This window comes from Agrobacterium sp. 22-223-1 (assembly GCF_053522385.1).
The window spans coordinates 1,456,678-1,480,917 of the sequence record NZ_JBNWCN010000001.1 but is presented as its reverse complement, the minus strand read 5'-3'; the positions used below and the strand labels follow the sequence as shown (position 1 = coordinate 1,480,917).

Sequence of the window (24,240 nt, the reverse complement as noted above, 5' to 3'; positions counted from 1 at the left end):
CAGGCAGGACTGGGCGGTTTCATGCGCAAGGCCATTCATCGCTCCTATTGTTCGGTCGTCGCAGCGGCAGCGTTTGCGTTTTTCAGTGCAGGCCCGGTGCAATCGCAGACCGGCCCCTTCATTGCAAAGGCCGAGCAGGCCTATATGATCGATGCCGAAACAGGCACGGTGCTTCTTTCGCAAAACGAGAATCAACCTTTTCCGCCCGCGTCGCTTGCCAAGCTGATGACGGTTGAGGTGGTGCTGGATGCGCTGTCAAAGGGGCAGGTGACGGCAGAGACGGCTTACCCTGTGTCGGAATATGCCTGGCGCACGGGCGGCGCGCCCTCGCGCACCTCGACCATGTTCGCGGCGCTGAAATCCTCCGTCAGCATCAACGACCTTTTGACCGGCATCATCGTGCAGAACGCCAATGACGGCTGCATCGTCGTTGCCGAAGGCATGGCGGGTTCGGATGCCCCTTTCGCCAAGCGCATGACGGTGCGGGCGGGCGAACTGGGCATGAGCAGCAGCACCTTCACCAATTCGACCGGGCTTCCCGACCCCGGCAACCGGACGACCGCGAGGGACATGGTGCGTCTTGCGCAACATCTGCATGATACCTATTCCGAGCATTACGGGCTTTTCACCAAACCGGATTTCGAATGGAACCGGATTTTCCAGCGCAACAAGAATACGCTCCTGATGCCCGGCAGCGGTATCGACGGTCTCGGTCTCGGTTTTGCGGAAGGCAGCGGTTTTGCGGCTGTCGTTTCGGCCGAGCGGGAAGGCCGCCGGGTCTATCTGGCGCTTGCCGGCATCGTGGACGACAAGACGCGGCAGGAAGAGGCCCGCCGGGTGGTGGACTGGGGCCTGACCGCCTTTGAAAAACGCCATCTCTTCAGCAAGGACGAAGCGGTCGGGTCTGTCAGCGTTTATGGCGGCGATGTTTCGCATATCGATCTTTCGCCGAAGGAAGATGTCAGCGTGCTGGTGCCGGTCAATAATCCGGATCGTATTTCCGGCCGTATCGTCTATCGCTGGCCCCTGAATGCGCCGCTGGACGTCGGGGCAAATGCCGGAACGCTTAAGATTTTTTCAGGCGAGCGCCTGTTGCGGGAAGTACCGCTTTATACGAAGGCGGCGGTCGGCAAGGGGTCTCTCACCCAGAATGCGACAGGCGCGCTGAAGGAGCTGCTGCTGTTCTGGCTCTGAAAGCCTGTTCCGCGCGCAGCCTTGTTCCTATGCTTTTGTTCAGCCACCGGATTTTCTGAAAAGCGCTTCACACTTTTCCGCTCGATGCTGTAAACAGGCATTTCAACATTTACGTGAATTCCTCGCAGGACGTGACATTGGCCGAAAAGACCGGATTGTTCATCAGCTTCGAAGGTGGCGAAGGCGCCGGCAAGTCGACGCAGATTCGCGCGCTTGCCGAGGCGCTTCGCGGCCGTGGTTTCGAGGTGGTCGTGACGCGTGAGCCGGGCGGCTCGCCGGGTGCGGAGGCCGTTCGGCATGTTCTGCTCTCGGGTGCGGCGGAATCCTTCGGGGTGCGCATGGAAGCGATCCTGTTTGCGGCGGCGCGCAACGACCATGTCGAAGAGGTCATTCGCCCGGCGCTTGCTCGCGGTAAGATCGTGCTCTGCGACCGGTTCCTCGATTCGTCCCGCGTCTATCAGGGCACGACCGGCAATCTGGAGCCGGATTTCATCGAGACGTTGCAACGCATCGCGATTGACGGTGTCGTGCCGGAACTGACGCTGATTTTCGATATTGCCGCCGAAAAGGGGCTCGCCCGCGCCAGGAAGCGCGCGGATGAAGGCGCTGCACCGGACCGGTTCGAAAAAGAGGAAATCGAGACCCACGAGAAGCGGCGGGAAGCCTATCTGGATATTGCGCTCGCCGAGCCGCGTCGTTGCCGGATCGTCAACGCCGATCAGCCGGAAGAAAAAGTGGCGGAGGATGTCATGTCCTTCGTCGAGCCTTTGCTCGAACAGCTGAAAACAGCAGCGGGCGCGGCGCATGAGTGAGATTCAGGGCGTTCTCGACGGTGCGATTGCGCCGCAGCAGAACACGAAGCTTTTCGGACACGAGGAAGCGGAAGCCTTCCTTGCGCAGTCCTATCGCTCCGGCAAGGGCCATCATGCCATTCTGATCGAAGGGCCGGAGGGGATCGGCAAGGCGACGCTTGCCTTCCGTTTCGCCAATCATGTGCTCAGCCATCCCGATCCGTCGCTGGCGCCGGATTTTCTCGCCGATCCCGATCCGCAATCGCTGGTCAGCCGGCAGATTACCGCAGGCGCCTCGCATAATCTGCTGCATCTGACCCGTCCGGTGGATGAAAAGACCGGCCGCGTGAAATCCGCCATCACCGTGGACGAGGTGCGGCGGGCAGGGCACTTCTTTTCGCAGACCTCTGGCACCGGCAACTGGCGTATCGTCATCATCGATCCCGCCGACGATCTCAATCGCAACGCCGCGAATGCGATCCTCAAAATACTGGAGGAGCCGCCGAAACGGGCGATGTTCCTCGTTCTCTCGCACGCACCGGGAAAATTGCTGCCGACGATCCGTTCGCGCTGCATGCCGTTGAGGCTCCTGCCGCTTTCCGATGCGGCCATGGTGCAATCTCTCGATCATCTCGGCATCAGCCCGGAAGGCGAAAAGCGCGACGCCCTGCTTGCCGCCTCCAAGGGCAGCGTGGCGCAGGCGTTGAAGCTGATGAATTACGGCGGCTCCGACATTGTCGAAGCCTTTGCGGAGGTCATGGCTTCCGAAGGGCCAGGCGTGCGCAAGCAGATGCATAAGCTCGCCGAGGTTCTGGCACAGAAGGATGGTGACATCGTTCTCGGCTTCTTCATGGAGCATGTGACGGAAGAACTGATGGAACGCGCAAGGGCGGCAGCGATGGCGGGCGATATCGCGGCGGCGGAGAAACATGCACGGCTTTCCTCGGCGCTCTCGGAACGCATCACCGTGGCGCAGGCCTATAATCTCGACAAGAAGCAGATGGTGCTTTCCATTCTGGAAGATATTCGCGGCGTGTGAAGGCAAGGGATCGTACGGAATGTACGATTCGACGGTGGATGAATTCTCCTCCGTCATGCCGGACTTGATCCGGCATCCAGCCACGGCGCGTCTGCGCCGTGAAGAGAGTCTTTTGCGATCAAGGACTTGATCGCGCTGGACCCCGGATCCAGTCCGGGGTGACGGTAGTGCGGATGCCAAGCGCTCGCCAAATCCACTTTGTCTGCAAGCGGTCGTACAAAACGTACGCTTTTTCTTTCGCTGCTGCGAACAATGGTTTAAGAGCGGTCTATCCAAAAAACAGCCTGTAAAGTCGATAGACCGTCATGACAGACAAGACACCATTCTACATCACCACCGCGATCTCCTATCCTAACGGCAAGCCGCATATCGGCCATGCCTATGAGTTGATTGCGACGGACGCCATGGCACGCTTTCAGCGCCTGGATGGAATGGATGTGTTCTTCCTGACCGGCACCGACGAACACGGCCAGAAGATGCAGCAGACGGCGCGGGCGGAAGGCATTTCGCCGGAGGAACTGGCTGAGCGCAATTCCGACCAGTTCCGCGCGATGGGCAAGCTGCTCAACGCTTCGAACGACGATTTCATCCGCACCACGGAAGAACGTCACCACGAGACCTCGCGCAATATCTGGAACCTGATGGCCGATAGCGGCGACATCTACAAGGACAGCTATGCCGGTTGGTATTCCGTGCGCGACGAAGCCTATTACGCCGAGGACGAAACGGAAGTGCGCGCTGACGGCGTTCGTTACGGGCCGCAGGGCACGCCGGTCGAGTGGGTGGAGGAGGAAAGCTACTTCTTCAAGCTCTCCGAATATCAGGACAAGCTGCTGAAGCTCTATGAGGAGAACCCGGAGTTCATCGGCCCGGCAGAACGCCGCAACGAAATCATCTCCTTCGTCAAATCCGGTCTGAAAGACCTGTCGATTTCCCGCACCACCTTCGACTGGGGCATCAAGGTTCCGAACGATCCGAAGCACGTCATGTATGTCTGGGTCGATGCGCTGACCAACTACCTCACCGCCACGGGTTACATCGAAGACAGGAACGGCCCGCGCGCCAAATATTGGCCCGCCGACGTGCATATCATCGGCAAGGATATCATCCGCTTCCATGCCGTCTATTGGCCGGCGTTCCTGATGAGCGCGAAGCTGCCGTTGCCCAAGCGGGTCTATGCGCATGGCTTCCTGCTCAACAAGGGCGAGAAGATGTCGAAGTCGCTCGGTAACGTCGTCGATCCCGCCAATCTGGTGAACCATTTCGGTCTCGATCAGGTCCGTTATTTCTTCCTGCGCGAAGTCTCCTTCGGCCAGGACGGCAGCTATAGCGAAGAGGGCATCGCCACCCGCATCAATGCCGATCTTGCCAACGGTATCGGCAATCTCGCCAGCCGTTCGCTGTCGATGATCGTCAAGAATTGCGATGGCCAGATCCCGACGCCCGGTGAGTTCACCGAAGAAGATAAGGCGATGCTCGCCTCCGCCGACGGGCTGCTTGAGATTTGCCGCGAGGAAATGGGCAAGCAGCTCATCCACCGCGCGCTTGCGGCCATCATCGCCGTCGTCTCGGAAACCGACCGCTATTTCGCCTCGCAGGAGCCGTGGGCGCTGAAGAAGACCGATCCCGAGCGCATGGGCACCGTGCTTTACGTTACGGCGGAAGTGGTGCGCCAGATCGGCATTCTCCTGCAGCCCTTCATGCCAGAATCCTGCGAGAAGCTGCTGGATCTCGTTGCGGCACCTGCCGACAAACGTGATTTTGCAGCACTCGGCGAGGCAGGCCGTCTGGTTCCGGGCACGCCGCTGGAAGCACCGAAGCCGGTCTTCCCGCGTTACGTCGCACCGGAAGCGTGAAGGCGAGACCCATGCTGATCGATACACATTGCCATCTGGATTTTCCCGATTTCGAGGCTGAGCGCGACGATATCATCGCCCGCGCCCATGCTTCGGGTGTGAGTCAGATGGTGACGATCTCGACCCGGGTGCGCCGGTTGCCCGAACTTTTGAAGATCACGGAAAAATATCCGTCGGTCTTCTGTTCGGTCGGCACGCATCCGAACAATGCCGACGAGGAACTCGATATTTCCGCCGACGAGCTTGTGCGGTTGGCGGAAAGCCATGACAAGATCGTGGCGATCGGCGAGGCGGGTCTGGATTATTTCTACGATACGCAGAAGCCGGAAGACCAGAAGACCGGCCTCATTCGCCACATCGAGGCCGCAAGACGAACGAAGCTGCCGCTTGTCATCCACAGCCGCAGCGCCGATGACGATATGGCCGCGATTTTGCGCCAGGAAAGCGACAAAGGTGCCTTCCCGTTCATCCTCCACTGCTTTTCCGCTGGTCCCGAGCTGGCGAAAACCGGTGTCGAGCTTGGCGGTTATGTTTCCTTTTCCGGCATTCTGACCTTCCCTAAATCGCAGGACATCCGCGATATCGCCGCCACCGTGCCGCTGGACCGGCTGCTGGTGGAAACGGACGCGCCCTATCTTGCGCCGAAGCGCTGGCGGGGAAAGCGCAACGAGCCGTCCTACGTGGTCAATACCGCTGAGGTTCTGGCCGAGGTGCATGGTGTTTCTTATGAGCGCATGGCCGAAATCACCACCGAAAACGCCTTCCGCTGCTTTTCCAAGATGACAAGGGTGTAGATGTGGCAATCTACCGTCGTCGCTTCACGGTTCTCGGTTGCGCGTCGTCGCCCGGCGTGCCGCGCATCAACGGCGACTGGGGCGCCTGCGATCCCGAAAACCCGAAGAACCGGCGCACGCGAACGGCCTTCATGGTGGAGCAGATCGGCCCGGATGGCGGCAGGACGACTGTTGTCATCGATACCGGTCCGGATTTTCGCGAGCAGATGATCGCGGCGAAGGTGGAGGCGGTCGATGCGGTGCTTTACACCCACGCCCATGCCGACCATCTGCACGGTATCGACGACCTGCGCATCTATTTCGCCCTGCAGCAAAACCGCATTCCGATCTATGCCGACCCCATTACCATGGCGCGCATAAAGGACGGTTTCGCCTATTGCCTGGAGACCCCGCCGGGCAGCAGCTATCCGCCCATCGTCGAACCGCGGATCATCGCCGATATCGACGCGGCCTTGATCATCGATGGGGCAGGCGGGCCGATCCCATTCAACGTGCACATGCAGCAGCATGGCGACGTGCATTCGCTGGGCTTCCGCATCGGTGACGTTGCCTATTGCACCGATGTCAGCGATTTTCCGGCAGAAAGCCTGCCGAAGCTTGCCGGTCTCGATGTCCTCGTCATCGACGCGCTGCAGCACCGTTATCACCCCAGCCATCTTTCGCTGGAACAGGCGCTTGGCTGGATCAAGAGATTCGCACCCAAAAGGGCGATCTTGACCCACATGCATATTCCGCTCGATTATGAGACGGTGATGCGGGAAACGCCTGATCATGTCGAACCGGCTTATGACCAGATGCGTTTCGAGATTGAGTTCGAAGCAGCCTGACGCCGCCTGAAAAGGAACAGCATGTCGACCAAGCCTTTCCGTGCACCCAGTATGGCGAGCTTCTTCGACAATCTGCGCGCCAGTCGCCTGCGGGCGATGTTCCGGCGCGGCGAGCTGGGACTGGTGCTCCTTGCCGTCCTCATCGGCATAGCGGCGGGCCTTCTGGTGGCGCTGATCGGCGCCTTGAGCACGGCGTTGCATATGCTGGTTTTCGGCGTCGAGCGGCTAAGCAGCAGCGATCTTTCCGGACGGATCGTGCTTGCCGGCCCGATCATCGGCGGCATCGTGCTCGGGCTGATCATCTTCATCCTTTCGAAGACCCGCAAGAAACCCATGGTCGACCCCATCGAGGCGAATGCGCTGCATGGCGGCCGGCTGTCGCTGACGGACAGCATCATCGTCTGCGTGCAGAATATCGTCTCCAACGGTTTTGGCGCATCCGTCGGGCTTGAGGCCGGTTACACCCAGATCGCCAGCGGCGTCGCCTCGAAGATCGGCATCAAGCTGAAGCTGCGGCGAGGGGACATGCGTATCCTTGTCGGCTGCGGCGCGGCGGGCGCGATTGCGGCCGCCTTCAACGCGCCTCTGACCGGGGCGTTCTACGCCATCGAACTCATCATCGGCACCTATACCGTGGTGACGCTTGCGCCGCTCATCGTCTCGGCACTGGTGGCGACGACGGTCATAGGGATTATCGGCGGCCATGGTATCTCGATCGATATTGTCGATGCCAGCCGTGTAACACCGGCGGATTATGTGCCCGCCATCTTTCTCGGCGTCGTGTGTGCGGCCATCGGCATCGTGCTGATGCAGGCGGTGTCCTTCATCGAAGAAACCGCACGCAAAAGCGCCATTCCGGGCTGGCTGCGTCCTGCCATCGGGGGCGTGGCGGTGGGTGGGCTTGCGCTGATTTCACCGCAGGTGCTGTCGAGCGGCCATGGCGCGCTGCATCTCAATATCGATGCGGAACTGACGATATACGGGGTGGCCGGGCTGTTCCTGCTGAAGGCGGCGGCCAGCGCCATTTCCATCGGCTCGAATTTCCGTGGCGGCCTGTTTTTCGCGTCGCTGTTCATGGGCTCGCTGCTCGGCAAGATTTTCGCGCTCTGCGCACCCTATATCGGTTATGGGTCGACAGCGCCCATCGTCTATGCGGTGATCGGCATGAGCGCCTTTGCCGCCGCCATCATCGGCGGTCCGCTGACGATGACGTTTCTGGCGCTGGAACTGACTGGCGACTTCCAGATCACGGCGCTGGTGCTTGCCGCTGTCATCACCACTTCGCTCGTGGTGCGTACCACCTTCGGTTACTCCTTCGCCACTTGGCGTTTTCACCTGCGGGGCGAGAGCATTCGCAGCGCCCATGATATCGGCTGGATCCGCGACCTGACGGTCGGCAGGATGATGCGCGCCGATATCCGCAAGGCCAATGTCAGCATGGGCCTTCCGGCCTTCAAGGAGAAGTTCCCGCTCGGTTCGACGCAACGGGTAATCATGACCCATGATGACGGGCGTTATGCCGGTATCGTCCTCGTGCCGGAAATTTACGCCGACCCGATGGATCGCGACCCCGGCAAGATCAGCCTCGAAACCTATCTGCAATACAAGAACGATGTGTTGCTGCCGACCATGAATGCCCGCCAGGCGGCGGCAGCCTTCGATGCGGCGGAGAGCGAAGCGCTGGTCGTCGTCAATGACAAGATCGAAAATCGCCCTGTCGGATTGCTTACCGAAAGCCATACGCTGAGGCGCTATAGCGAAGAACTGGATTTGAGACGCCGGGAGGCGTCTGGTGAGCTTTGAAACTACATTAGATTGTCTGTTTTATATATTGATATAATTATATTTTTATAATCTTGCTTTCCTGGTTTTAATCCTTGGCCGGGAACGGTCTTTTCTCCGCGCAGACGCGCGTCGGCCGGATTTCTGCGACCGACACAGGAACGAGGGCGGAGGAGCGACTCCGGCCCGGGGAGCCAATTTGTCGCGTATGTGATGCACAACAAATCCACCAAAGTCAGCTTCTGGCCCAACACCCCGGCGGCACTGAACATGTGATCCCGCACGGCATTTTTCGCCGTCATGTCATTTTTCTCAGCGCCCGCTTGACAAAAAAACATTCGCCGCAATAAATAGACTGACTACTTAATTAATAAAATACCAAGTCGGAAAGAGCCAGTCGGGGAAGGCAAGGTGGGACATGTTCGCACCTGTCCGGTCCCGAAGCCCGAGTGGCCAGATATTTTACTGCCTTCATCCTTACCGGCAGCGCCGGGAGCCGATGAAACTTGGAGAGTGCGATGCCTTCAGACAGCAGCACGGTTGAGACGATACCTCTTGCGACGTCCTGCGGCCAACTCGAAACGGTTTCGGGGGCCGGGTTTCGCGGGCTCGGTCTTCCACATCGCCGTGCGCCGCTGTATGGCGTCATCCTTGCCGGAGGCCTGTCGCTTTTCGGCAATGCGGTGGCGGCCGTTACGCTGCCGTGGATCGTGCTGTCCCTGACCGGCAATGCCGCCTGGACGGGGATAGCAGCGGCGGCGGGCATGATACCGCTGGTTATCGGTGCTTTTTGCGGCGGCCCCATCGTCGACCGTTTCGGTTCGCGCATCGTTGCGGTTACCGCCGATCTTGCCAGCGCCCTGAGTGTCGCGGCCATTCCCTTGCTCATGATGGCGGGGCAGATGGATATTGGCCTTCTGCTCGGCCTGATCGTGGTCGGGGCGCTGCTCGATGGTCCGGGCATGATCGCCCATGATACAAGGGTGCCGGAACTTGCCCGCATCGCGCGAATGCCGATCGAGCGGGTCACCTCGATAGATGAATTGCTTGAAAATGCGGCGATGATTTTCGGCCCGCCGGTCGCGGGCATCGCCATTGCCGCTTTCGGGATGGAATATGCCTTGATGATCACGGCGACCTGTTCGCTGCTCGCCGCCATGATCGGCGCGATCTGTTTGCCGCGTCATCGGCGCAAATCCGCCGGTGCGGATAGCGGCGATGCGACATTTGCGGGTCTGCGCTTTCTGCTGACGGAGCCGCTTCTGCGTCTTCTGCTTATCGTCGCCATGGTGATGCTGGCAGTTTTCGGGGCGCTCAACGCCGTTGTCCTGCCGGTGCTGTTCAAGGCGAGCGGGGCGGATGTCCTCGATCTCGGGCTGTTTCTCTCGGTCTCCGGGGCAGGGGCGGCTTTGTCGGCGGTGGTTTTCGCCATTCGCGGCCACTCGTGGAACGGCCGGGCCGTGCTGCTCGCCGGCATATCTGGCGCGACGTTTTCCATCGGCCTCATCGCTTTCCTTCAGAGCGGTCCCTCGCTGCTCATCGCGGCCGCCCTGATCGGCCTTTCCACCGGGGCGCTCGGCCCGCTCGCCAATGCGACGTTTCTGAAACGCGCGCCGGCCGCGATCCGCGGCAGCGTGCTTGGAACCACGGCGGCGATTGCGATGATGGCGACGCCGCTTGCCGTGCTGATCGCCGGTTTCGGTCTGGAAGCCGCTGGCGCCGTCTGGTTCTTGTGGGGGCTCAGCGCCACGCTCTGCCTGCTGGTGTTCTGGGTTTTCCTCAGCCCGGCCGCACGCGCGCTGGCGAAATCGCCGCCATGAGTGCGCCCCCCTGTTCCTTCAAGACGCAATCAAACCCGCTCCTGTGCCGCAGTATACGCCTGGCAGCCGAAAATCCGGTTCGGGCGGGTGCTTCTCCGCTCCCAATTCGCCTTTTACGGGTAAGGCGGATTGACAGGCAATCATGATATAATTAATGGACTAAGTGCTCAATTAATTTATGGGAGCAATCATGGCCCGCAAGCTGGATCCAGCCAAGCATGAAGCCAAGCGGCAGCAGATTCTCGAGGCCGCCATTACCTGCTTCGCGCAAAACGGCTTTCACCAGACCACCACGGCGCAGATTTGCGCGGCGGTCGGCATGAGCTCCGGCAATCTCTTCCATTATTTCGCCAGCAAGGAAGCGATCATCGAAACGATCGTTGCCGAAGAGCGACGGGAAACCGCTGACTATTTCGCCGAACTCGGCGCGGCGGACGATCAGTTCGGTGCGATTTTGGGTTTCGTCGACGCCTCGCTGGAGCTTGCGACCGATCCGACCTATGCCCGGCTGGTGCTGGAAATCGCTTCCGAAGCCATTCGCAATCCAGCCATTCATGCGATTGTACGCACCGCCGACCAGGAAATTCGCGCGGGCCTCGCCGATCTCGTGCGCAAGGGAATGGAGCGGGGACAGATCGACGCCAATCTCGACGCCGAGCGCACCGCCACCTGGATCGCCGCATTGATAGACGGTGTTTTCTCGCGTCTGGCGGTCGATCCCGATTTCCGGCCCCTGAAAGAGGCCGATATGATGCATCTCATCATCGGCCGCTTCCTGGCGGCACGGCAATATTCCAATGCAGCGGATGAAACCGGACGATGTCCGACGCCGGCAACGGCTGGGGCATAGGCCCGTACCGAATAGTCCCGGAAAACCGGACTGCGGTCTCAAGGACGGTCGTTGTCGCGGCTTTACGACGCGAAGCTGGTTCAAGCGCTTTCAGGGGCAGGGCGAGGGGAGTTTCTTCGTCTGGCCTGTCGACCATGACGATGTCCGTCACTTGACATATTCAATATATCCATTATTCTGGATATATGGATAATAGTAGTGCAATAACCGCGCTTGGCGCGCTCGCCCAATCTACCCGCCTGGAGACCTTCCGGCTTCTCGTGCGCCACGAGCCGGATGGCATTCCAGCCGGTGAGCTTGCGCGTCTTGTCGACGTTCCCCAGAACACGATGTCGGCGCATCTCGCCACGCTTTCCCGGGCCGGTCTGGTCAAGAGTGAGCGGCAGAGCCGGTCTATCATCTATCGCGCCGATCTTGACGGGTTGCGCCTGCTGACCCTGTTTCTGCTGAAGGATTGCTGCGGTGGTTCGACCGAGCTTTGCGCGCCTTTGATTGCCGAGCTGACACCCTGCTGCAGCCCGCAGGCGAAGCCGTCATGAACGCCGCCGGGCTGGTATCCACCATCTCTTCTGCTTCGATCGCGGGGCTTGCCAGACCACCGATCTAACCACGGACCGAAACCATGACCGACAAGATCTATAACGTGCTCTTTCTGTGCACGGGCAATTCCGCTCGCTCCATTCTTGCCGAATCCATTCTCGCCAAGGAAGGTGAGGGGAGGTTCAATGCCTATTCGGCCGGCAGCCGGCCGAAGGGAGAGGTAAATCCTCACGCACTGAAGGAACTGGCGGTGCTGGGGTATCCCACCAGCGGCTTCACCTCGAAAAGCTGGGACGTGTTTGCCGGGCCGGATGCGCCACGGATGGATTTCATCTTCACGGTATGCGACAGCGCCGCCGGCGAAGCCTGTCCGGTCTGGATCGGCCATCCTATGACGGCCCATTGGGGGATAGAGGATCCCGCCGCTGCGGTTGGCTCGGAGATCGAGGTTCAGCGCGCCTTCGCGCAGGCCGCGCGTTTCCTCAAGAACAGGATCGCGGCTTTCGTCAGCCTGCCTCTGCAATCCATCGACCGAATGGCGCTGGAAACACAGCTTCGACAGATCGGGGCATTGGATGGAACCACCAATCCTGAAGGAAAGTCGGCCTGATGTCCGTGTTCGAACGATATCTGACCGTCTGGGTGTTTCTGTGCATCGTCGCCGGTGTCGCGCTCGGCCATTTGATGCCCGGCGTCTTTCAGCTCATCGCTGCGGCCGAGATCGCCAAAGTGAATATTCCGGTCGCGATCCTGATCTGGCTGATGATCATTCCGATGCTGCTCAAGATCGATTTCCGCTCTCTTTCGCAGGTCGGCATGTTCTGGCGCGGCATTGGCGTGACCTTGTTCATCAACTGGGCCGTCAAGCCGTTCTCGATGGCGCTGCTCGGCTGGTTTTTCATCGGCTGGCTGTTCCGGCCTTATCTTCCGGCTGGTGAGATCGATTCCTATGTCGCCGGGTTGATCATCCTTGCCGCGGCTCCATGCACCGCCATGGTCTTCGTCTGGAGCAACCTTACACGCGGTGAACCGCTGTTTACGCTGTCGCAGGTCGCGCTCAACGATGCGATCATGGTCGTGGCCTTTGCTCCCGTGGTCGGCCTGCTGCTTGGCCTTTCCGCCATTACCGTACCCTGGGATACGCTTGTTCTCTCTGTTGCGCTCTATATTGCCGTTCCGGTCATCCTTGCGCAGCTGATCAGGCATCGGCTCATGACTGACGGAACCTCACGGATGCTGGATTGCGTTCTCGCAAAGCTGCAGCCGGTTTCTCTGGCGGCGCTGCTCGCGACACTCATTCTTCTCTTCGCCTTTCAGGGCGAGCAAATCATCGCCCAGCCGGCCATCATCGGCCTGCTCGCCATTCCAATCCTCATCCAGGTCTATCTGAATTCGGGGCTCGCCTACCTCCTGAACCGCATGACGGGTGAGCGCCATTGCGTCGCCGGGCCTTCCGCACTCATCGGCGCCAGCAACTTCTTCGAACTCGCGGTCGCGGCCGCCATCAGCCTGTTCGGCTTTCAGTCAGGTGCTGCGCTGGCAACCGTTGTCGGCGTCCTCATCGAAGTTCCGGTCATGCTTTCGGTCGTCTGGATCGTGAACCGCTCGAAGGGCTGGTATGAGGCTGCCCCCGCCGTTTCCCGAACGATAATGACCGAAAGGCAGTAACCATGGACGCCACCATCTATCACAACCCGTCCTGCGGGACGTCGCGCAACACGCTGGCGCTGATCCGCGCGGCAGGGATCGAGCCGACCGTGATCGAATATCTGCGGGAACCGCCGACACGCGAAAAGCTTTCAAGAATGATTGCGGATGGGGGCCTGACGGTGCGCGAAGCCATGCGCGAGAAGGGGACTCCCTATGCCCAGCTCGGTCTCGACAATCCGGACCTGACTGACGACCAGTTGCTCGATGCGATGATGGAAAGGCCGATCCTGATCAATCGTCCCTTTGTCGTAACACCGCTCGGCACCAGGCTCGCCCGTCCTTCAGAGGTCGTACTGGATATTCTGCCGGACACTTTCAAAGGGCCGTTCTTCAAGGAGGATGGCGAGCAGGTCCTCGATAATGAAGGAAAGCGCATTGTCTGACAGGTTTCCCGCGTTGCAGGCGCATCACCTGCACAGCATTGACCCGGAGGCTCTACGTCCGGCGTTTTCGACCCATAAACCACGCATCCTGATCCTTTATGGCTCGCTGCGCGAGGTGTCCTATAGCCGTCTGCTGGCATTCGAGGCTGGGCGGCTGCTCGAACGGCTCGGTTGCGAGGTTCGTATATTCGATCCGAATGGCCTGCCTTTGCCCGATGAAGCGCCGACCAGCCATGCCAAGGTGCAGGAATTGCGTGAACTTTCAGAATGGTCGGAAGGACAGGTCTGGGTAAGCCCAGAACGTCATGGCGCAATGACCGGCATCATGAAGTCGCAGATCGACTGGATTCCTCTTGCAATCGGTTCTGTACGGCCGACACAGGGCAAGACGCTCGCCGTCATGGAAGTGTCCGGCGGCAGCCAGTCCTTCAACGCCGTGAACCAGATGCGAATTCTCGGCCGATGGATGCGGATGATCACCATTCCCAACCAATCCTCGGTGGCAAGGGCGTATCAGGAATTCGACGCAGAAGGCCGGATGAAGCCGTCATCCTATTATGACCGGGTCGTGGATGTCTGCGAGGAACTGGTGAAATTCACGCTGCTGACGCGTGACGCTTCCAGCTATCTCACAGATAGATATAGCGAACGCAAAGAGTTGGAAGATGAACTTGAGAAACGTGTTTCGCTAAAATCAATCTGACAGGGTGAGTTCTGTTCAACGCTTCGTGCTTTTCAATCCCGGAACCATATGATCAGTTCGATTTCGGCGGGAGAAGATATCACGGGCTTTCGAGGCGTTGAACCTGCCATGGCTTGATCGTGCGGCGACGTATGTAACCAGCAATAGCCGCACAAATCCGGAACTGCACCATCAAATAAGTTCCATAATCTATCTTATGCGATTATTGTATGTGGATTGAAGCCACCTCCCTGACGGGTGTTTTTCCGGCACCGTCAAAGGCGGTCTTCCCCTATGGACGGGATTTTGAAGATCCGCCGGCGTGGTGCGGATTAAACCTCTTCCTGTGGTGTTCTCCTGAGTGCGACTACTCATCAAGGAGCTTGCGCCGTGAAATATTTCCACTCCATCACTCTCCTTTTCCTGACATTGGTTTGCTCGCCGGTCTCTGCCAGTCCATTCTCGTCGGCGGCCGGACGCTATCGTATCGATCCTGCCTCTCACATCCGCTTTTCGATTGCGCAGGTTGCCGGTCCCGGGATCAAGGGCACAATTCCTGATATTTCCGGCCGCTTCGACATCGACCCGGACCAGCCGGCCAGGTCTTACGTGGAAATCAGTCTCAACCCTTCCAGCGTCCAGACCGGGCAAGAACGGGTGGAAAATTTCCTGCGATCCAGCGCGGTTTTTAATATCGCCGTTTATCCGCAGATCGTGTTTCGCTCCAGCCGCGTTACGCAGGACGGACCGCGCAGCGCCGTGGTTGAAGGCATATTGACAGCCAGAGGCATATCCAGACCCGAAACGTTTCACGCGACATTCGTTGAACAACAGAAGGGATCCGTCACCTTCCACGTCACCGGCAATGTCGCACGCCTGCCCTATGGCATGGGTGTCGGAGTGCCGCTCTATTCGAATACGGTTGCATTCGACATCGATTTGAAGGGCGTCAGATAAAGGCGCTGGGGCAGCAAAAAGTCGAGCCCGGTGGGATTAAATGCCGCGGGCGGGTGTTTGTCTAATATCGGGCATATCGTCCAATCCGTTACCCTTCAAAGGATTATCGTCATGCGTGCACATCATTTCATTCTGGCCGGCGTTGTAGCGCTTGCCGCCACGGCCGCCCTCGCCGAACCATATGCCGGTGGCGCCGTGGTTGAAAAGGCAACGGCCAAAGGCACGATCCTGACCGACGCCAAGGGCATGACCCTCTATACATTCGACAATGATACCAATGGCGCATCGTTCTGCTACGACGGCTGCGCAAAGAAATGGCCGCCCCTCGCCGCCTCGAAAACCGACAAGGCGGATGGCGACTATAAACCAATCTCCCGCAAAGATGGTACGATGCAATGGTCGCATGACGGAAAGCCGCTCTATCGCTGGCAGATGGACAGGAAGCCCGGCGATGTCACGGGCGATGGCGTTGGCGGCGTCTGGCACATTGCCAAGGAATAGTATCCATGCCGGATTTTCTGGACGAGATGACGAGTTGCATACCAGCGCTTCGCCGCTACGCGAATGCGCTCACGCATGACCGTGACACGGCTGACGATCTCGTCCAGGACTGTCTGGAAAGAGCGATCCGTAAAAAGGCGCTGTGGAAACCGCAGGGACCGTTGCGTCCGTGGTTGTACCGGGTGCTTGTCAACGTCTACCGTAACAATCTGCGCGGCCGCAATCGCCGGCCCTCGCAAATCCCGATCGACGATGTTGCGGAACAGCTGTTTGTGCCGGCGGCGCAGACGGGCCGGATTGCGCTTGCCGAAATGGCCCGCGCCATTGAAAAACTGTCCGGCGAACATCGCGAGGCCCTGCTCCTCGTCGTCGTCGAAGGCCTCAGTTATGCGGAAGCGGCAAATGTTCTTGAAATTCCGCTGGGCACGCTGATGTCCCGTCTGGGGCGGGCCCGAACGGCTCTCGCCCGGATGACCCAGGAAGACCAGCCAAATCTCAAGGTGATAAAATGACCGGCAGCGAATCGCAGATAACCGAAGCCGATCTGATCTCTTATGTCGACGGGCAGCTCGAAGACCCACGGCGTGACGCCGTTCGTGCCCACCTCGCCTCCAATCCGGCCGACGCAAGCAAGGTTGCGATGTGGCAGCAGCAGAATGCGACGCTGACGGCTCTCTACGGCCCGCTTGATACCGACGCCCTGCCCGAGCGTCTTGATGTTTACCGCATCGAGCGGCGTCTGCGGTCGCAGCGCGCCGATTGGCGTAACATGGCGGCGGCATCCATCCTCATTCTGGCCATTGGCTTGGCAGGCGGCTGGTTCGGGCGCGGGCTGGTCTCTCAGGTCGCGGAGCCGGCACACTCCATCGTGGCGGATGCGACGCAGGCACATAAGCTGTTTGCGAGCGAGGTTCTGCATCCGGTGGAAATTCGGGCCGATGCGGAGAACGCTTCCAGCCTGCCGAAATGGCTTTCGAAACGGCTGGACCGCAAACTGAATATTCCCGACCTCACCCGCCACGGTCTGTCCCTTGTCGGCGGCCGGGTGCTCCCCAGCTCGGAGGGCGCCGCCGCCCAGCTGATGTATGAGGATAAAAGCGGGCAGCGCGTCACTCTTTATATCGTGGCTGCGGTCGACTCGAGCGATACCGCGATGCGCCGCTCCAGCATCGGTTCACTGGAGGCCATCTCCTGGGACGACGAAACCATCCGCTGTGCGTTGGTCGGCAACCTGCCTTCCGACCGCATGGACGCAATCGCGAAAGATACCTATCAACAATTGAGCTAGCCGATGAGATATTTCGAGGATCATTCCGATAGGGTATCAACGCGGGAACGGCCGTGGCGTAATACGCCCATATCCTATGGATTGGTGGCGATCTCGTTCCACTGGACAATCGCGGTGCTTTTCCTGATGCAGCTTGCGCTGGGATATCTGATGAGCCGCGACAATATCGACCCGGTTCTTCAGTTCGACCTGTTCCAATATCACAAGTCGATAGGATTTCTGGTGCTGGCCCTCGCCGTGCCGCGTTTCCTGTGGTCGGTTTTCAGCAGAAAGCCGCAGGCTTTAGAAGGTGAAGGGCTGGCATCGAGGTTCGCCGCGCGGGCCGCTCACGCCGCGTTGCTGTTCCTTACGCTCGCCGTTCCTCTCGCCGGCTGGGCGGTTGCGTCGACCTCTCCTCTGCAAATCCCCAGTTACGTCTTCGACCTCGTGGTCGTGCCGGGATTGCCTCTGGTGATTTCCGACAAGGCGGAGGCCTTCTGGAGCGAGGTTCACGCCACCCTCGCCTACCTTGCCGCAGCCATCGTCTTTCTTCATGTGGCGGCGGCGTTATGGCACCATTTCATCCGCAAGGACGCGACTCTCCGACGTATGCTTCCGTTTCCGACAGCCGCAGATAGCAGGCATAAAACCTCCGCTTCCGGGAAATAAACGCACAAGCCGTTATTTAAGTATTGTTTCCATTATTTTTATGACGATAGAGCCTGTCCGCAACGTCATCTGAACCGGGAAGAATGGGCGGGGCACTTGACGTTGCATAAAAGTCGCATCGCAACGGCTTTCGGTCTCTTCGCCGCGCTGGATGACTCTGTTTCGGAGCGATCATTTGTTATTGTCGCCGCCGAAGAGCATTGGCGCATCGAGGTAGACTTTGCCTAAGTAAATACCGGTCTCAATCCAGTTTCACCCGTATTGCCGGATAGCCACAGGCTGTCGGCGTATGATCATGTTCATCGGGTGGTGGCAAGAGACCGGTCTGGCATTGTTACAATGTGCCCTGCGCAGCGCCGCTGTCTCAGCTCTTCACCACCCAAGAACACCGCCATGCCGTTCCCGTAAGGGTTTTCTCCTGCACCATCTTGGTGGACTTCCGAATGGAAGACCAAGAGACTATGTGCAATTTACTTCGGGTCCAATGGACCGTTACGCCACGAACGGCGCCCCAGCCCTGGCTTGCGTGCAGCGGATGCGGCGGCCTGAGGGCATTTCAGGCCAGCGGCAAGATCCGGCTTAACGCCAATGGCCGCAAGCTGGATGCCTGGCTTATCTATAGATGCATAATCTGCGACAAGAGCTGGAACAGGCCGATTTTCGAGCGCCAGAATGTCCGGGACTTCAGCCCTGCCGTTCTCGAAGCGCTGCAGTCCAACGATCCGCAATGGATAAGGGCGGAGACATTCAACCTCGAAGCCTTGAGACGTAAATCGCAGCGCGTCGACGAGTTTCCCGAATTCGATATCGCGAAACAGATACTGGATGAACCTCCCGACTGGGCCATGGCGGAGATCGATCTCATGGTTCCGTTTCAGGCCGGCATACGCCTTGATCGTCTGCTGGCGTCTGAACTCGGGCTTTCGCGGTCGATTCTGCAGAAGCTTCAGGATGACGGTTCGCTTCGGGCGCAGTCCGACCGTTCCGATCTTTGGCGGCGGCGCGTTAAAAACGGCACCCGGATTGTGATCGCGCGCTGCGACGGCTTCGATCCGGAGCATTTGTGGAGACCCGTCACGGCGGATTTCTAGCGGCATGGCGAGGGCCTGAAGGTTCAGGCCCTCGCTTGCGGCATCGTTAAACCGAAGAACCCCTGCTCCGCCTCAGGCGAGCGCCTCCTTCACCGCAGCGAGACCGCGGCGCAGGAACGGATCGGAATGGACGTAGAAGAATTGCACGCCACGCTCCCGCCAGTGCGGCATTTCATCTAGCGTCGCGAGCGTTCCCGCGATCTTTCCGGCTGCGCGTATCTTGTCGACAGCAATGGCGACCTTCTCCAATACCACATCCGGGCGCGGCTCGCCGAATGGCGGCGCGGGCGGATAGCCCATATCCTGCGAAAGATCGCCGGGGCCGATGAAGAAGACGTCTATCCCCTCGACCGTCAGCGTCTCATCCAGAGTATCGATCGCATCGACGGTCTCGATCATGGCGATAACAAGCCGCTTTTCATGATCGGACGGCAAGGCGTAACGCACCGCATCGACAATCGCGCGGGCCTCGTCAGCATTGCCGACCATGGGCACCATGATCCCGTCCGCGCCGGCATTCAGGTAGCGGATGATGAGCGGCCGCTCGTGCGAATGCGGGCGTACGATGGCAGCGCCACCAACGGAGCGCACCACCTGCCCGGTCGCGCGCACATCCTCGAAGCTCCATGTGCCGTGCTCGCAATCGAGGAAGACTGCGTCCGCGCCCAGTTCCACCAACCGGGCGGAAAGGCCCGACGACGTATGGTGCGGGGTGAACATGCTGATAGCCTCACCCGCCGCAAGACGGGCGCGCAGCTTTGCTCCATTCATGGAAATCTCTCCCTAGTTCTTTTTCGGCATATCCGGCGTGTCGTCCGGCGCCCCTACCCAGCGTGCGACATCGATATCCTTCGACGTGTCACGCATATGGGTCGGGCAGATGTGCAGTTCCGGAATGACAGCACTTTTGCCCAGCGTTGCGCAAAGTGCGATGGCGCGGGCGACGTCATGCGGGTCCATCATCACCGCTCGTTCTTCCTTCAGGGGCGGGCGCGCGCGGTTGTTCATGATCGGCGTATCGGTCTCGCCCGGCAGGATGGTCGTCGCGCGGATACCCTGGTTGCGATAGGTATTGTGCAGGAAGGTCATGAAGTTCTTCACGCCCGCCTTGGCCGCACCATAGGCCACGCCGCCCAGAAGATTGGGATTGAGGGCGGCGAGCGAGGAGACGGTGATGATGGTGCCCTCACCCTTTGCGATCATTTCCGGCAGCACCGCCTGTGTCAGGTTGAACACGGCCGTCAGATTGACATTGATGGTGGCATTCCACTCCTCCTCGCCGATGAAGCGGGCGTTGAGCACCTTGCTGGCGGAACCGGCATTGTTGACCAGAATATCGACGGGACCGACGACCTCACCGATCGACTTCACCGTGTCGAAGATCGCCTCACGCGAAGCGATATCGAGCGTGCGAGCGATGGCCTTGCCCTTCTTTTTCTCGATCAGTTCCACGACCTCGCGCAGCGGATCGAGGCGGCGTCCGGTCAGAACGACCGTCGCCCCTTCTTTCGCCAGCAAAATTGCGGTTTCGCGGCCGATGCCTGAACCGGCGCCGGTTACCAGCGCAATTTTTCCGTTCAGCAGTCCCATTCTCATCTCCTATTCGGCTGCGGCGGCAATGGCGCCAGAATAGCCGAAGATTTCTTTCGCCGCCTTGGCGGTGACCAGACCTTCGGAAATATCCTGTTCGATCAGCGCGCGCGAACGCTCGCTGGCCCTGCCCCAGCCGCCACCGCCGGGTGTCTGAACTTCCAGACGTTCGCCGGTCTGAAGAACGACCTTGCCCTTGGGGAAATGCGACTTGCCCTGCTTCATTACCTTGCCGGCGGACCCGCACTGGCCTTCCACCACGCCGAAGCAGGGGTGGCGGACGCGTTCCGATGCCAGATAGATGTTCATCGGGTTCTTGCCTAGATTGCGCAGAACGACGCGCTGGCCAAGGCCGCCGCGATGTTTGCCGGCACCACCGGAATCGGCGATCAGCTCCTTGCGTTCCGTCAGCACCGGAACGGCGACCTCGAACATTTCGATGGCCGTGACCTTGCAGTTGGAGGGGAAGCTCAGCGTATCCAGCCCGTCGAATTCGGCGCGTGCGCCCTGCCCGCCATGGAAATTCTGCACGGAACCATATTGCGTGCCATCGTTACGCTGGCCGACGCAATTGGCCGCCCAGATCGGCGCGCCGCCGCTATCGCCCAGAACCTTTTCCGGCACGATGCCTTCCAGCGCCTTGAAGATGAGCGAAGGAATGACGTGACCGATGAGATTGCGCGAATTGCCCGCCGTCCATTTCTGCGGATTGAGAATGCAGCCGAGCGGCGCCTCGTCGGTGATTGGGACGATGCAGCCCTCATTATTGGGCGTTTCGGCATCGAGCAGGCATTTCAACGCGTAGACCGAATGGGCGTAACGATAGTTCGTGCGGCAGTTGATCGAGTGCAGGACCTGATCCGAGGTGCCGGTATAATCCACATGAATGGAATCGTCCCTGACGATCACCGAGGCTTTGAGTTTGACGTCGACATCGTAGCCGTCGAGCAGGACTTCGGCGGAATAGGTGCCGTTCGGCCATTCGCGGATCGCCTTGCGCGTCTGCGCCTCCGACCGGGTGTGGATGGCGTCCGCCAGCCCATCGACATCGTCAAGCCCGTATTCATCGAGGAATTTGACCAGTTCGCGGCCCATGACATTGTTGGCGGCGATCATCGATTCCAGATCGCCGCGCACTTCCGTGGGAAGGCGGACGGAGGCTGCGATGATATCGAACACATCCTCGTTCGGAACGCCGGCCTTGAGCAGCTTGACGATGGGAAAACGGATACCTTCCGCGAAAATGTCGCTGGCTTCCGAATGCAGCGGCGCGCCGCCGATATCGGGAAGATGGGCGATGGATCCCGCATAGGCGACGACCTTGCCATTCTTGAAGATCGGCGTGATCATCGTCACGTCAGGCAGATGGCCGGTTCCGATTTCCGGATCGTTGGTCGCGAGAACGTCGCCCTCTTCCAGCATCTCGACTGGAAACTTCGGCAGGAAATATTTCTGTGCCGCCGCGGGCAGCGAGGTGATGAAAACCGGGATCGACCAGGTGCATTGCGCCAGCGCCCTGCCCTTACTGTCGAGAAGTACCGTAACGTAATCATGGTTCTCACGCACGATCGGCGAAAACGCCGTCTTGCCGAGCACGTTATCGGCCTGATCCGCGATGAAGATCAGGCGGTTCCACATGACCTGAAGGTTGATCGGATCGTTGAAATCGGTTGCGGGTTTCGACATCTGACTGCCCCCTTAGAGAATGTTGATCACGAGATTGCCGTGGGCATCGACATGGAAGACGCCGCTCGGCCCGACAACGGCCGTCGATTCACGCTGTTCCACAATGGCAGGCCCCTTCACCTCGTGGCCGACCGGCAGCTTGTAATGGTCGTAAACCGAGGTCTCGACATAGCCGCCCGCCTCCTGAAAATAGACCTGCCGGCTGCCTTTGCGGGCTTCGGCGACGACGGTTTCATGCGGCCGGGTGACCTGATCCTTCTCGCCGCTGGCGCGCAGACGCCAGGTGATGACTTCCAGCGGTGCGGCCACCGTGCGGCCAAACAATTCGCGATAGAGCTTGAAGAAACTGCCGCGCAACTCTTCAAGGAAAAGGTCTTTCGGCAGGCTGCGGTCGGGCAGTACCACCGTAATCTCGTGTCCCTGCCCCACATGGCGCATATCCACGGTATAGCGATTGGTGATCGTCTCCTTCGGAACGCCGGCGGCCGCAACGACTTCCGCGCCCTGGGCGGAAAGATCATCGAGCAGGCGGTTCATCGCATCGATATCCCAGGCGTCGAGCGCCATCGGATGGCTTGCGGAGAGATCGACGGCGACCGGCGCGATCAGCAGGCCGATGGCGGAGCTGACGCCCGCGCCGGTCGGGCAGATGATGCGCGAAATGCCGAGCTTGCGGGCGATGCCGTAGGCGTGCACTGGGCCTGCTCCGCCGAAGGCCACCATCGGTAAAGAGCGTGGATCGACGCCGAGATCGGTCGCATGCATGGCAGCGGCCTTGCTCATGGATTCATTGACGAGATCATGGATGCCCCAGGCGCAGCGCTCGACAGACACATCGAGAGAAGTGGCCAGTTTGGACATCGCCCCGTGGGCGGCGTCCTTCGACACCTTGAACGAGCCGCCGACGAAGGATTCCGTTCCCATGTAACCGAGCAGAATATCGGCGTCGGTCACCGTCGGTTCGGTTCCGCCGCGCTGATAGGCCGCCGGACCCGGCATGGCGCCAGCGGAATGCGGGCCGACATCGAGAAGACCGAGCGGGTTCTTCGCGGCGATGGAACCGCCGCCGGCGCCAATCTCGATCATCTGGATCGACTGAATTTTCAGAGGAAAACCGGATCCCTTGCGGAAGCGCTGGTAATGCGCGACTTCGAGATCGGTGCCGACATTCGGTTCGCCATCGGGAATGAGGCAGAGCTTGGCGGTGGTGCCGCCCATGTCGAAGGAAAGAACGCTTGCTTCGCCCGCCGTGCGGCCGAATTCGGCGGCGGCGACAGCACCTGCGGCTGGGCCGGATTCGATCAGGCGAACGGGAAGTTCGGCGGCGCGACGGCTCGGCACAAGACCGCCCGAAGAGGTCATCCACAGCACCTGCCGGTCGATGCCCTTCTCAGCAAATTCCCGCTGCAGATGGGCGACGTGGCCGGACATTTGCGGGCGGGTATAGGCGTTGACCACCGTTGTCGAGGCGCGGTCGAATTCGCGCATTTCCGGGCAGACCTCGGAAGACAGCGACACGAAGATATCCGGGTCTTCCTCGCGCAGAAGGGCGGCGACGCGCTGCTCATGCTGCGGATATTTGTAAGCGTGCAGCAGGCAGACCGCCACCGAGCGGATGCCTTTTTCCTTCAGCCGTCCGGCAATCTCGCGAACGGTATCTTCCTTGAGTTCCGTCATTACCTCGCCGTCGGCGGCGATGCGTTCTTCGGCGCCAAAACTGTTGGCGCGGGTGACCAGCGGATCGGGATATTTGATGTTCAGATCATAGAGATCGTAACGCCCCTCGTTGCGGATGCGCAGCATGTCCTGAAAACCGTCGGTGGTGACGAAGCCGGTTTCAACGCCCTTGCGCTCCAGCACGGCATTGGTGACGACGGTGGTTGCGCCAAGCACCTGCAGGTTCTCGATCGCAATCGCGTCCGCATGCTTTTCGAGCAGCTCCGACACGCCCTGAACAACGGCTTCGGCCGGATTTTTCGGCGTGCTCAGGACTTTATGGAGGTGAAGTTCGCCGCTGTCGTCCAGAAGCGCGAAATCGGTAAAGGTACCGCCAGTATCGAAAGCCAGTTTTGCCATTGTTTCCCTCGAGCGACCATGCAGCCTCTCCGGCTGCCTTGTGGACCCAAATTTGAATCCGTTCACTGATGGAAAATTTGAAACGTTCGGCGGGCCTTTACCAACACAACCTCGGTCTGCCGCCATAGGGTTTGC

General features: G+C 59.8%; 24 protein-coding genes. 20 read left to right on the top strand and 4 right to left on the bottom strand.

Annotation, left to right across the window (positions count from 1 at the left end):
- Positions 1-21: 21 nt before the first annotated feature.
- From ACQZ60_RS07360 to ACQZ60_RS07265, 20 genes are all read left to right on the top strand, one after another.
- Positions 22-1,194, top strand: a complete 1,173-nt coding sequence (locus ACQZ60_RS07360) for a D-alanyl-D-alanine carboxypeptidase family protein (protein ID WP_448734993.1) — start codon at positions 22-24, stop codon at positions 1,192-1,194.
- 137 nt (positions 1,195-1,331) lie between these two features.
- Positions 1,332-2,006, top strand: a complete 675-nt coding sequence (gene tmk / locus ACQZ60_RS07355) for a dTMP kinase (protein WP_448734992.1) — start codon at positions 1,332-1,334, stop codon at positions 2,004-2,006.
- Positions 1,999-3,024: a DNA polymerase III subunit delta' gene (locus tag ACQZ60_RS07350; RefSeq protein WP_448734991.1), complete on the top strand. Its 1,026-nt coding sequence runs from the start codon at positions 1,999-2,001 to the stop codon at positions 3,022-3,024. Before tmk ends, ACQZ60_RS07350 begins: the two co-directional genes overlap by 8 nt.
- A gap of 305 nt (positions 3,025-3,329) precedes the next feature.
- The gene (metG, locus tag ACQZ60_RS07345) at positions 3,330-4,880 is read left to right on the top strand and encodes a methionine--tRNA ligase (protein WP_269827714.1); all 1,551 of its coding nucleotides are present in this window, start codon (positions 3,330-3,332) and stop codon (positions 4,878-4,880) included.
- A gap of 11 nt (positions 4,881-4,891) precedes the next feature.
- Positions 4,892-5,674 (top strand): TatD family hydrolase, encoded by a 783-nt coding sequence (locus ACQZ60_RS07340; protein ID WP_080852041.1) that lies wholly within the window; start codon positions 4,892-4,894, stop codon positions 5,672-5,674.
- 2 nt (positions 5,675-5,676) lie between these two features.
- A complete protein-coding gene (locus ACQZ60_RS07335; protein ID WP_059753001.1) occupies positions 5,677-6,501 on the top strand; it encodes an MBL fold metallo-hydrolase in 825 nt (274 codons plus the stop codon).
- Between the two features lie 21 nt (positions 6,502-6,522).
- Positions 6,523-8,304 carry a chloride channel protein gene (locus tag ACQZ60_RS07330; RefSeq protein ID WP_448734990.1) on the top strand — a complete coding sequence of 594 codons (1,782 nt, stop codon included), beginning with the start codon at positions 6,523-6,525 and terminating at the stop codon, positions 8,302-8,304.
- Positions 8,305-8,801: 497 nt separating this feature from the next.
- Complete coding sequence (locus tag ACQZ60_RS07325; protein ID WP_035259983.1) at positions 8,802-10,103, top strand: MFS transporter; 1,302 nt, start codon at positions 8,802-8,804, stop codon at positions 10,101-10,103.
- A gap of 190 nt (positions 10,104-10,293) precedes the next feature.
- The gene (locus ACQZ60_RS07320) at positions 10,294-10,953 is read left to right on the top strand and encodes a TetR/AcrR family transcriptional regulator (RefSeq protein WP_082707605.1); all 660 of its coding nucleotides are present in this window, start codon (positions 10,294-10,296) and stop codon (positions 10,951-10,953) included.
- 185 nt (positions 10,954-11,138) lie between these two features.
- Positions 11,139-11,492: an ArsR/SmtB family transcription factor gene (locus tag ACQZ60_RS07315; protein ID WP_035259343.1), complete on the top strand. Its 354-nt coding sequence runs from the start codon at positions 11,139-11,141 to the stop codon at positions 11,490-11,492.
- Positions 11,493-11,575: 83 nt separating this feature from the next.
- Positions 11,576-12,103, top strand: coding sequence for an arsenate reductase ArsC (locus ACQZ60_RS07310; protein WP_059762546.1), 528 nt, complete (start codon positions 11,576-11,578; stop codon positions 12,101-12,103).
- Entirely contained in the window at positions 12,103-13,161 is a 1,059-nt protein-coding gene (gene arsB, locus ACQZ60_RS07305; RefSeq protein WP_035260518.1) for an ACR3 family arsenite efflux transporter, read from the top strand. Before ACQZ60_RS07310 ends, arsB begins: the two co-directional genes overlap by 1 nt.
- 2 nt (positions 13,162-13,163) lie before the next feature.
- Positions 13,164-13,586: an arsenate reductase (glutaredoxin) gene (gene arsC, locus ACQZ60_RS07300; RefSeq protein ID WP_035260515.1), complete on the top strand. Its 423-nt coding sequence runs from the start codon at positions 13,164-13,166 to the stop codon at positions 13,584-13,586.
- Entirely contained in the window at positions 13,561-14,289 is a 729-nt protein-coding gene (gene arsH / locus ACQZ60_RS07295) for an arsenical resistance protein ArsH (RefSeq protein WP_245285011.1), read from the top strand. Before arsC ends, arsH begins: the two co-directional genes overlap by 26 nt.
- A 369-nt stretch (positions 14,290-14,658) precedes the next feature.
- Positions 14,659-15,225: a YceI family protein gene (locus ACQZ60_RS07290; RefSeq protein WP_035260511.1), complete on the top strand. Its 567-nt coding sequence runs from the start codon at positions 14,659-14,661 to the stop codon at positions 15,223-15,225.
- 111 nt (positions 15,226-15,336) lie between these two features.
- Entirely contained in the window at positions 15,337-15,726 is a 390-nt protein-coding gene (locus ACQZ60_RS07285) for a COG4315 family predicted lipoprotein (protein WP_035260509.1), read from the top strand.
- Positions 15,727-15,731: 5 nt separating this feature from the next.
- A complete protein-coding gene (locus tag ACQZ60_RS07280) occupies positions 15,732-16,238 on the top strand; it encodes a sigma-70 family RNA polymerase sigma factor (RefSeq protein WP_035260507.1) in 507 nt (168 codons plus the stop codon).
- Positions 16,235-17,014: an anti-sigma factor family protein gene (locus tag ACQZ60_RS07275; RefSeq protein WP_035260505.1), complete on the top strand. Its 780-nt coding sequence runs from the start codon at positions 16,235-16,237 to the stop codon at positions 17,012-17,014. Before ACQZ60_RS07280 ends, ACQZ60_RS07275 begins: the two co-directional genes overlap by 4 nt.
- 3 nt (positions 17,015-17,017) lie before the next feature.
- Entirely contained in the window at positions 17,018-17,662 is a 645-nt protein-coding gene (locus tag ACQZ60_RS07270) for a cytochrome b (protein ID WP_035260502.1), read from the top strand.
- A 461-nt stretch (positions 17,663-18,123) separates the two neighbouring features.
- Positions 18,124-18,753: a DUF1062 domain-containing protein gene (locus ACQZ60_RS07265; RefSeq protein WP_448734989.1), complete on the top strand. Its 630-nt coding sequence runs from the start codon at positions 18,124-18,126 to the stop codon at positions 18,751-18,753.
- Between the two features lie 72 nt (positions 18,754-18,825).
- Here ACQZ60_RS07265 and ACQZ60_RS07260 read toward each other — a convergent pair whose 3' ends face one another.
- The 4 genes from ACQZ60_RS07260 to ACQZ60_RS07245 are packed head-to-tail and all read right to left on the bottom strand — an operon-like array spanning position 18,826 to position 24,105.
- Entirely contained in the window at positions 18,826-19,524 is a 699-nt protein-coding gene (locus ACQZ60_RS07260) for an HpcH/HpaI aldolase family protein (protein WP_448734988.1), read from the bottom strand.
- A 12-nt stretch (positions 19,525-19,536) separates the two neighbouring features.
- Complete coding sequence (locus ACQZ60_RS07255) at positions 19,537-20,343, bottom strand: SDR family oxidoreductase (RefSeq protein ID WP_448734987.1); 807 nt, start codon at positions 20,341-20,343, stop codon at positions 19,537-19,539.
- A 9-nt stretch (positions 20,344-20,352) separates the two neighbouring features.
- Complete coding sequence (locus ACQZ60_RS07250; protein WP_448734986.1) at positions 20,353-22,029, bottom strand: hydantoinase B/oxoprolinase family protein; 1,677 nt, start codon at positions 22,027-22,029, stop codon at positions 20,353-20,355.
- Between the two features lie 12 nt (positions 22,030-22,041).
- On the bottom strand, positions 22,042-24,105 hold the full coding sequence (locus ACQZ60_RS07245; protein ID WP_448734985.1) for a hydantoinase/oxoprolinase family protein: 2,064 nt from the start codon (positions 24,103-24,105) through the stop codon (positions 22,042-22,044).
- Positions 24,106-24,240: the final 135 nt, after the last annotated feature.

Coding starts and splice junctions, on each gene's coding strand:
- ACQZ60_RS07360 (WP_448734993.1), top strand. CDS start 22: ATGCGCAAGGCCATTCATCGCTCCTATTGTTCGGTCGTCGCAGCGGCA.
- ACQZ60_RS07350 (WP_448734991.1), top strand. CDS start 1,999: ATGAGTGAGATTCAGGGCGTTCTCGACGGTGCGATTGCGCCGCAGCAG.
- metG (WP_269827714.1), top strand. CDS start 3,330: ATGACAGACAAGACACCATTCTACATCACCACCGCGATCTCCTATCCT.
- ACQZ60_RS07340 (WP_080852041.1), top strand. CDS start 4,892: ATGCTGATCGATACACATTGCCATCTGGATTTTCCCGATTTCGAGGCT.
- ACQZ60_RS07330 (WP_448734990.1), top strand. CDS start 6,523: ATGTCGACCAAGCCTTTCCGTGCACCCAGTATGGCGAGCTTCTTCGAC.
- ACQZ60_RS07325 (WP_035259983.1), top strand. CDS start 8,802: ATGCCTTCAGACAGCAGCACGGTTGAGACGATACCTCTTGCGACGTCC.
- ACQZ60_RS07320 (WP_082707605.1), top strand. CDS start 10,294: ATGGCCCGCAAGCTGGATCCAGCCAAGCATGAAGCCAAGCGGCAGCAG.
- ACQZ60_RS07315 (WP_035259343.1), top strand. CDS start 11,139: ATGGATAATAGTAGTGCAATAACCGCGCTTGGCGCGCTCGCCCAATCT.
- ACQZ60_RS07310 (WP_059762546.1), top strand. CDS start 11,576: ATGACCGACAAGATCTATAACGTGCTCTTTCTGTGCACGGGCAATTCC.
- arsB (WP_035260518.1), top strand. CDS start 12,103: ATGTCCGTGTTCGAACGATATCTGACCGTCTGGGTGTTTCTGTGCATC.
- arsC (WP_035260515.1), top strand. CDS start 13,164: ATGGACGCCACCATCTATCACAACCCGTCCTGCGGGACGTCGCGCAAC.
- ACQZ60_RS07285 (WP_035260509.1), top strand. CDS start 15,337: ATGCGTGCACATCATTTCATTCTGGCCGGCGTTGTAGCGCTTGCCGCC.
- ACQZ60_RS07280 (WP_035260507.1), top strand. CDS start 15,732: ATGCCGGATTTTCTGGACGAGATGACGAGTTGCATACCAGCGCTTCGC.
- ACQZ60_RS07275 (WP_035260505.1), top strand. CDS start 16,235: ATGACCGGCAGCGAATCGCAGATAACCGAAGCCGATCTGATCTCTTAT.
- ACQZ60_RS07270 (WP_035260502.1), top strand. CDS start 17,018: ATGAGATATTTCGAGGATCATTCCGATAGGGTATCAACGCGGGAACGG.
- ACQZ60_RS07265 (WP_448734989.1), top strand. CDS start 18,124: ATGTGCAATTTACTTCGGGTCCAATGGACCGTTACGCCACGAACGGCG.
- ACQZ60_RS07260 (WP_448734988.1), bottom strand. CDS start 19,524: ATGAATGGAGCAAAGCTGCGCGCCCGTCTTGCGGCGGGTGAGGCTATC.
- ACQZ60_RS07255 (WP_448734987.1), bottom strand. CDS start 20,343: ATGGGACTGCTGAACGGAAAAATTGCGCTGGTAACCGGCGCCGGTTCA.
- ACQZ60_RS07250 (WP_448734986.1), bottom strand. CDS start 22,029: ATGTCGAAACCCGCAACCGATTTCAACGATCCGATCAACCTTCAGGTC.
- ACQZ60_RS07245 (WP_448734985.1), bottom strand. CDS start 24,105: ATGGCAAAACTGGCTTTCGATACTGGCGGTACCTTTACCGATTTCGCG.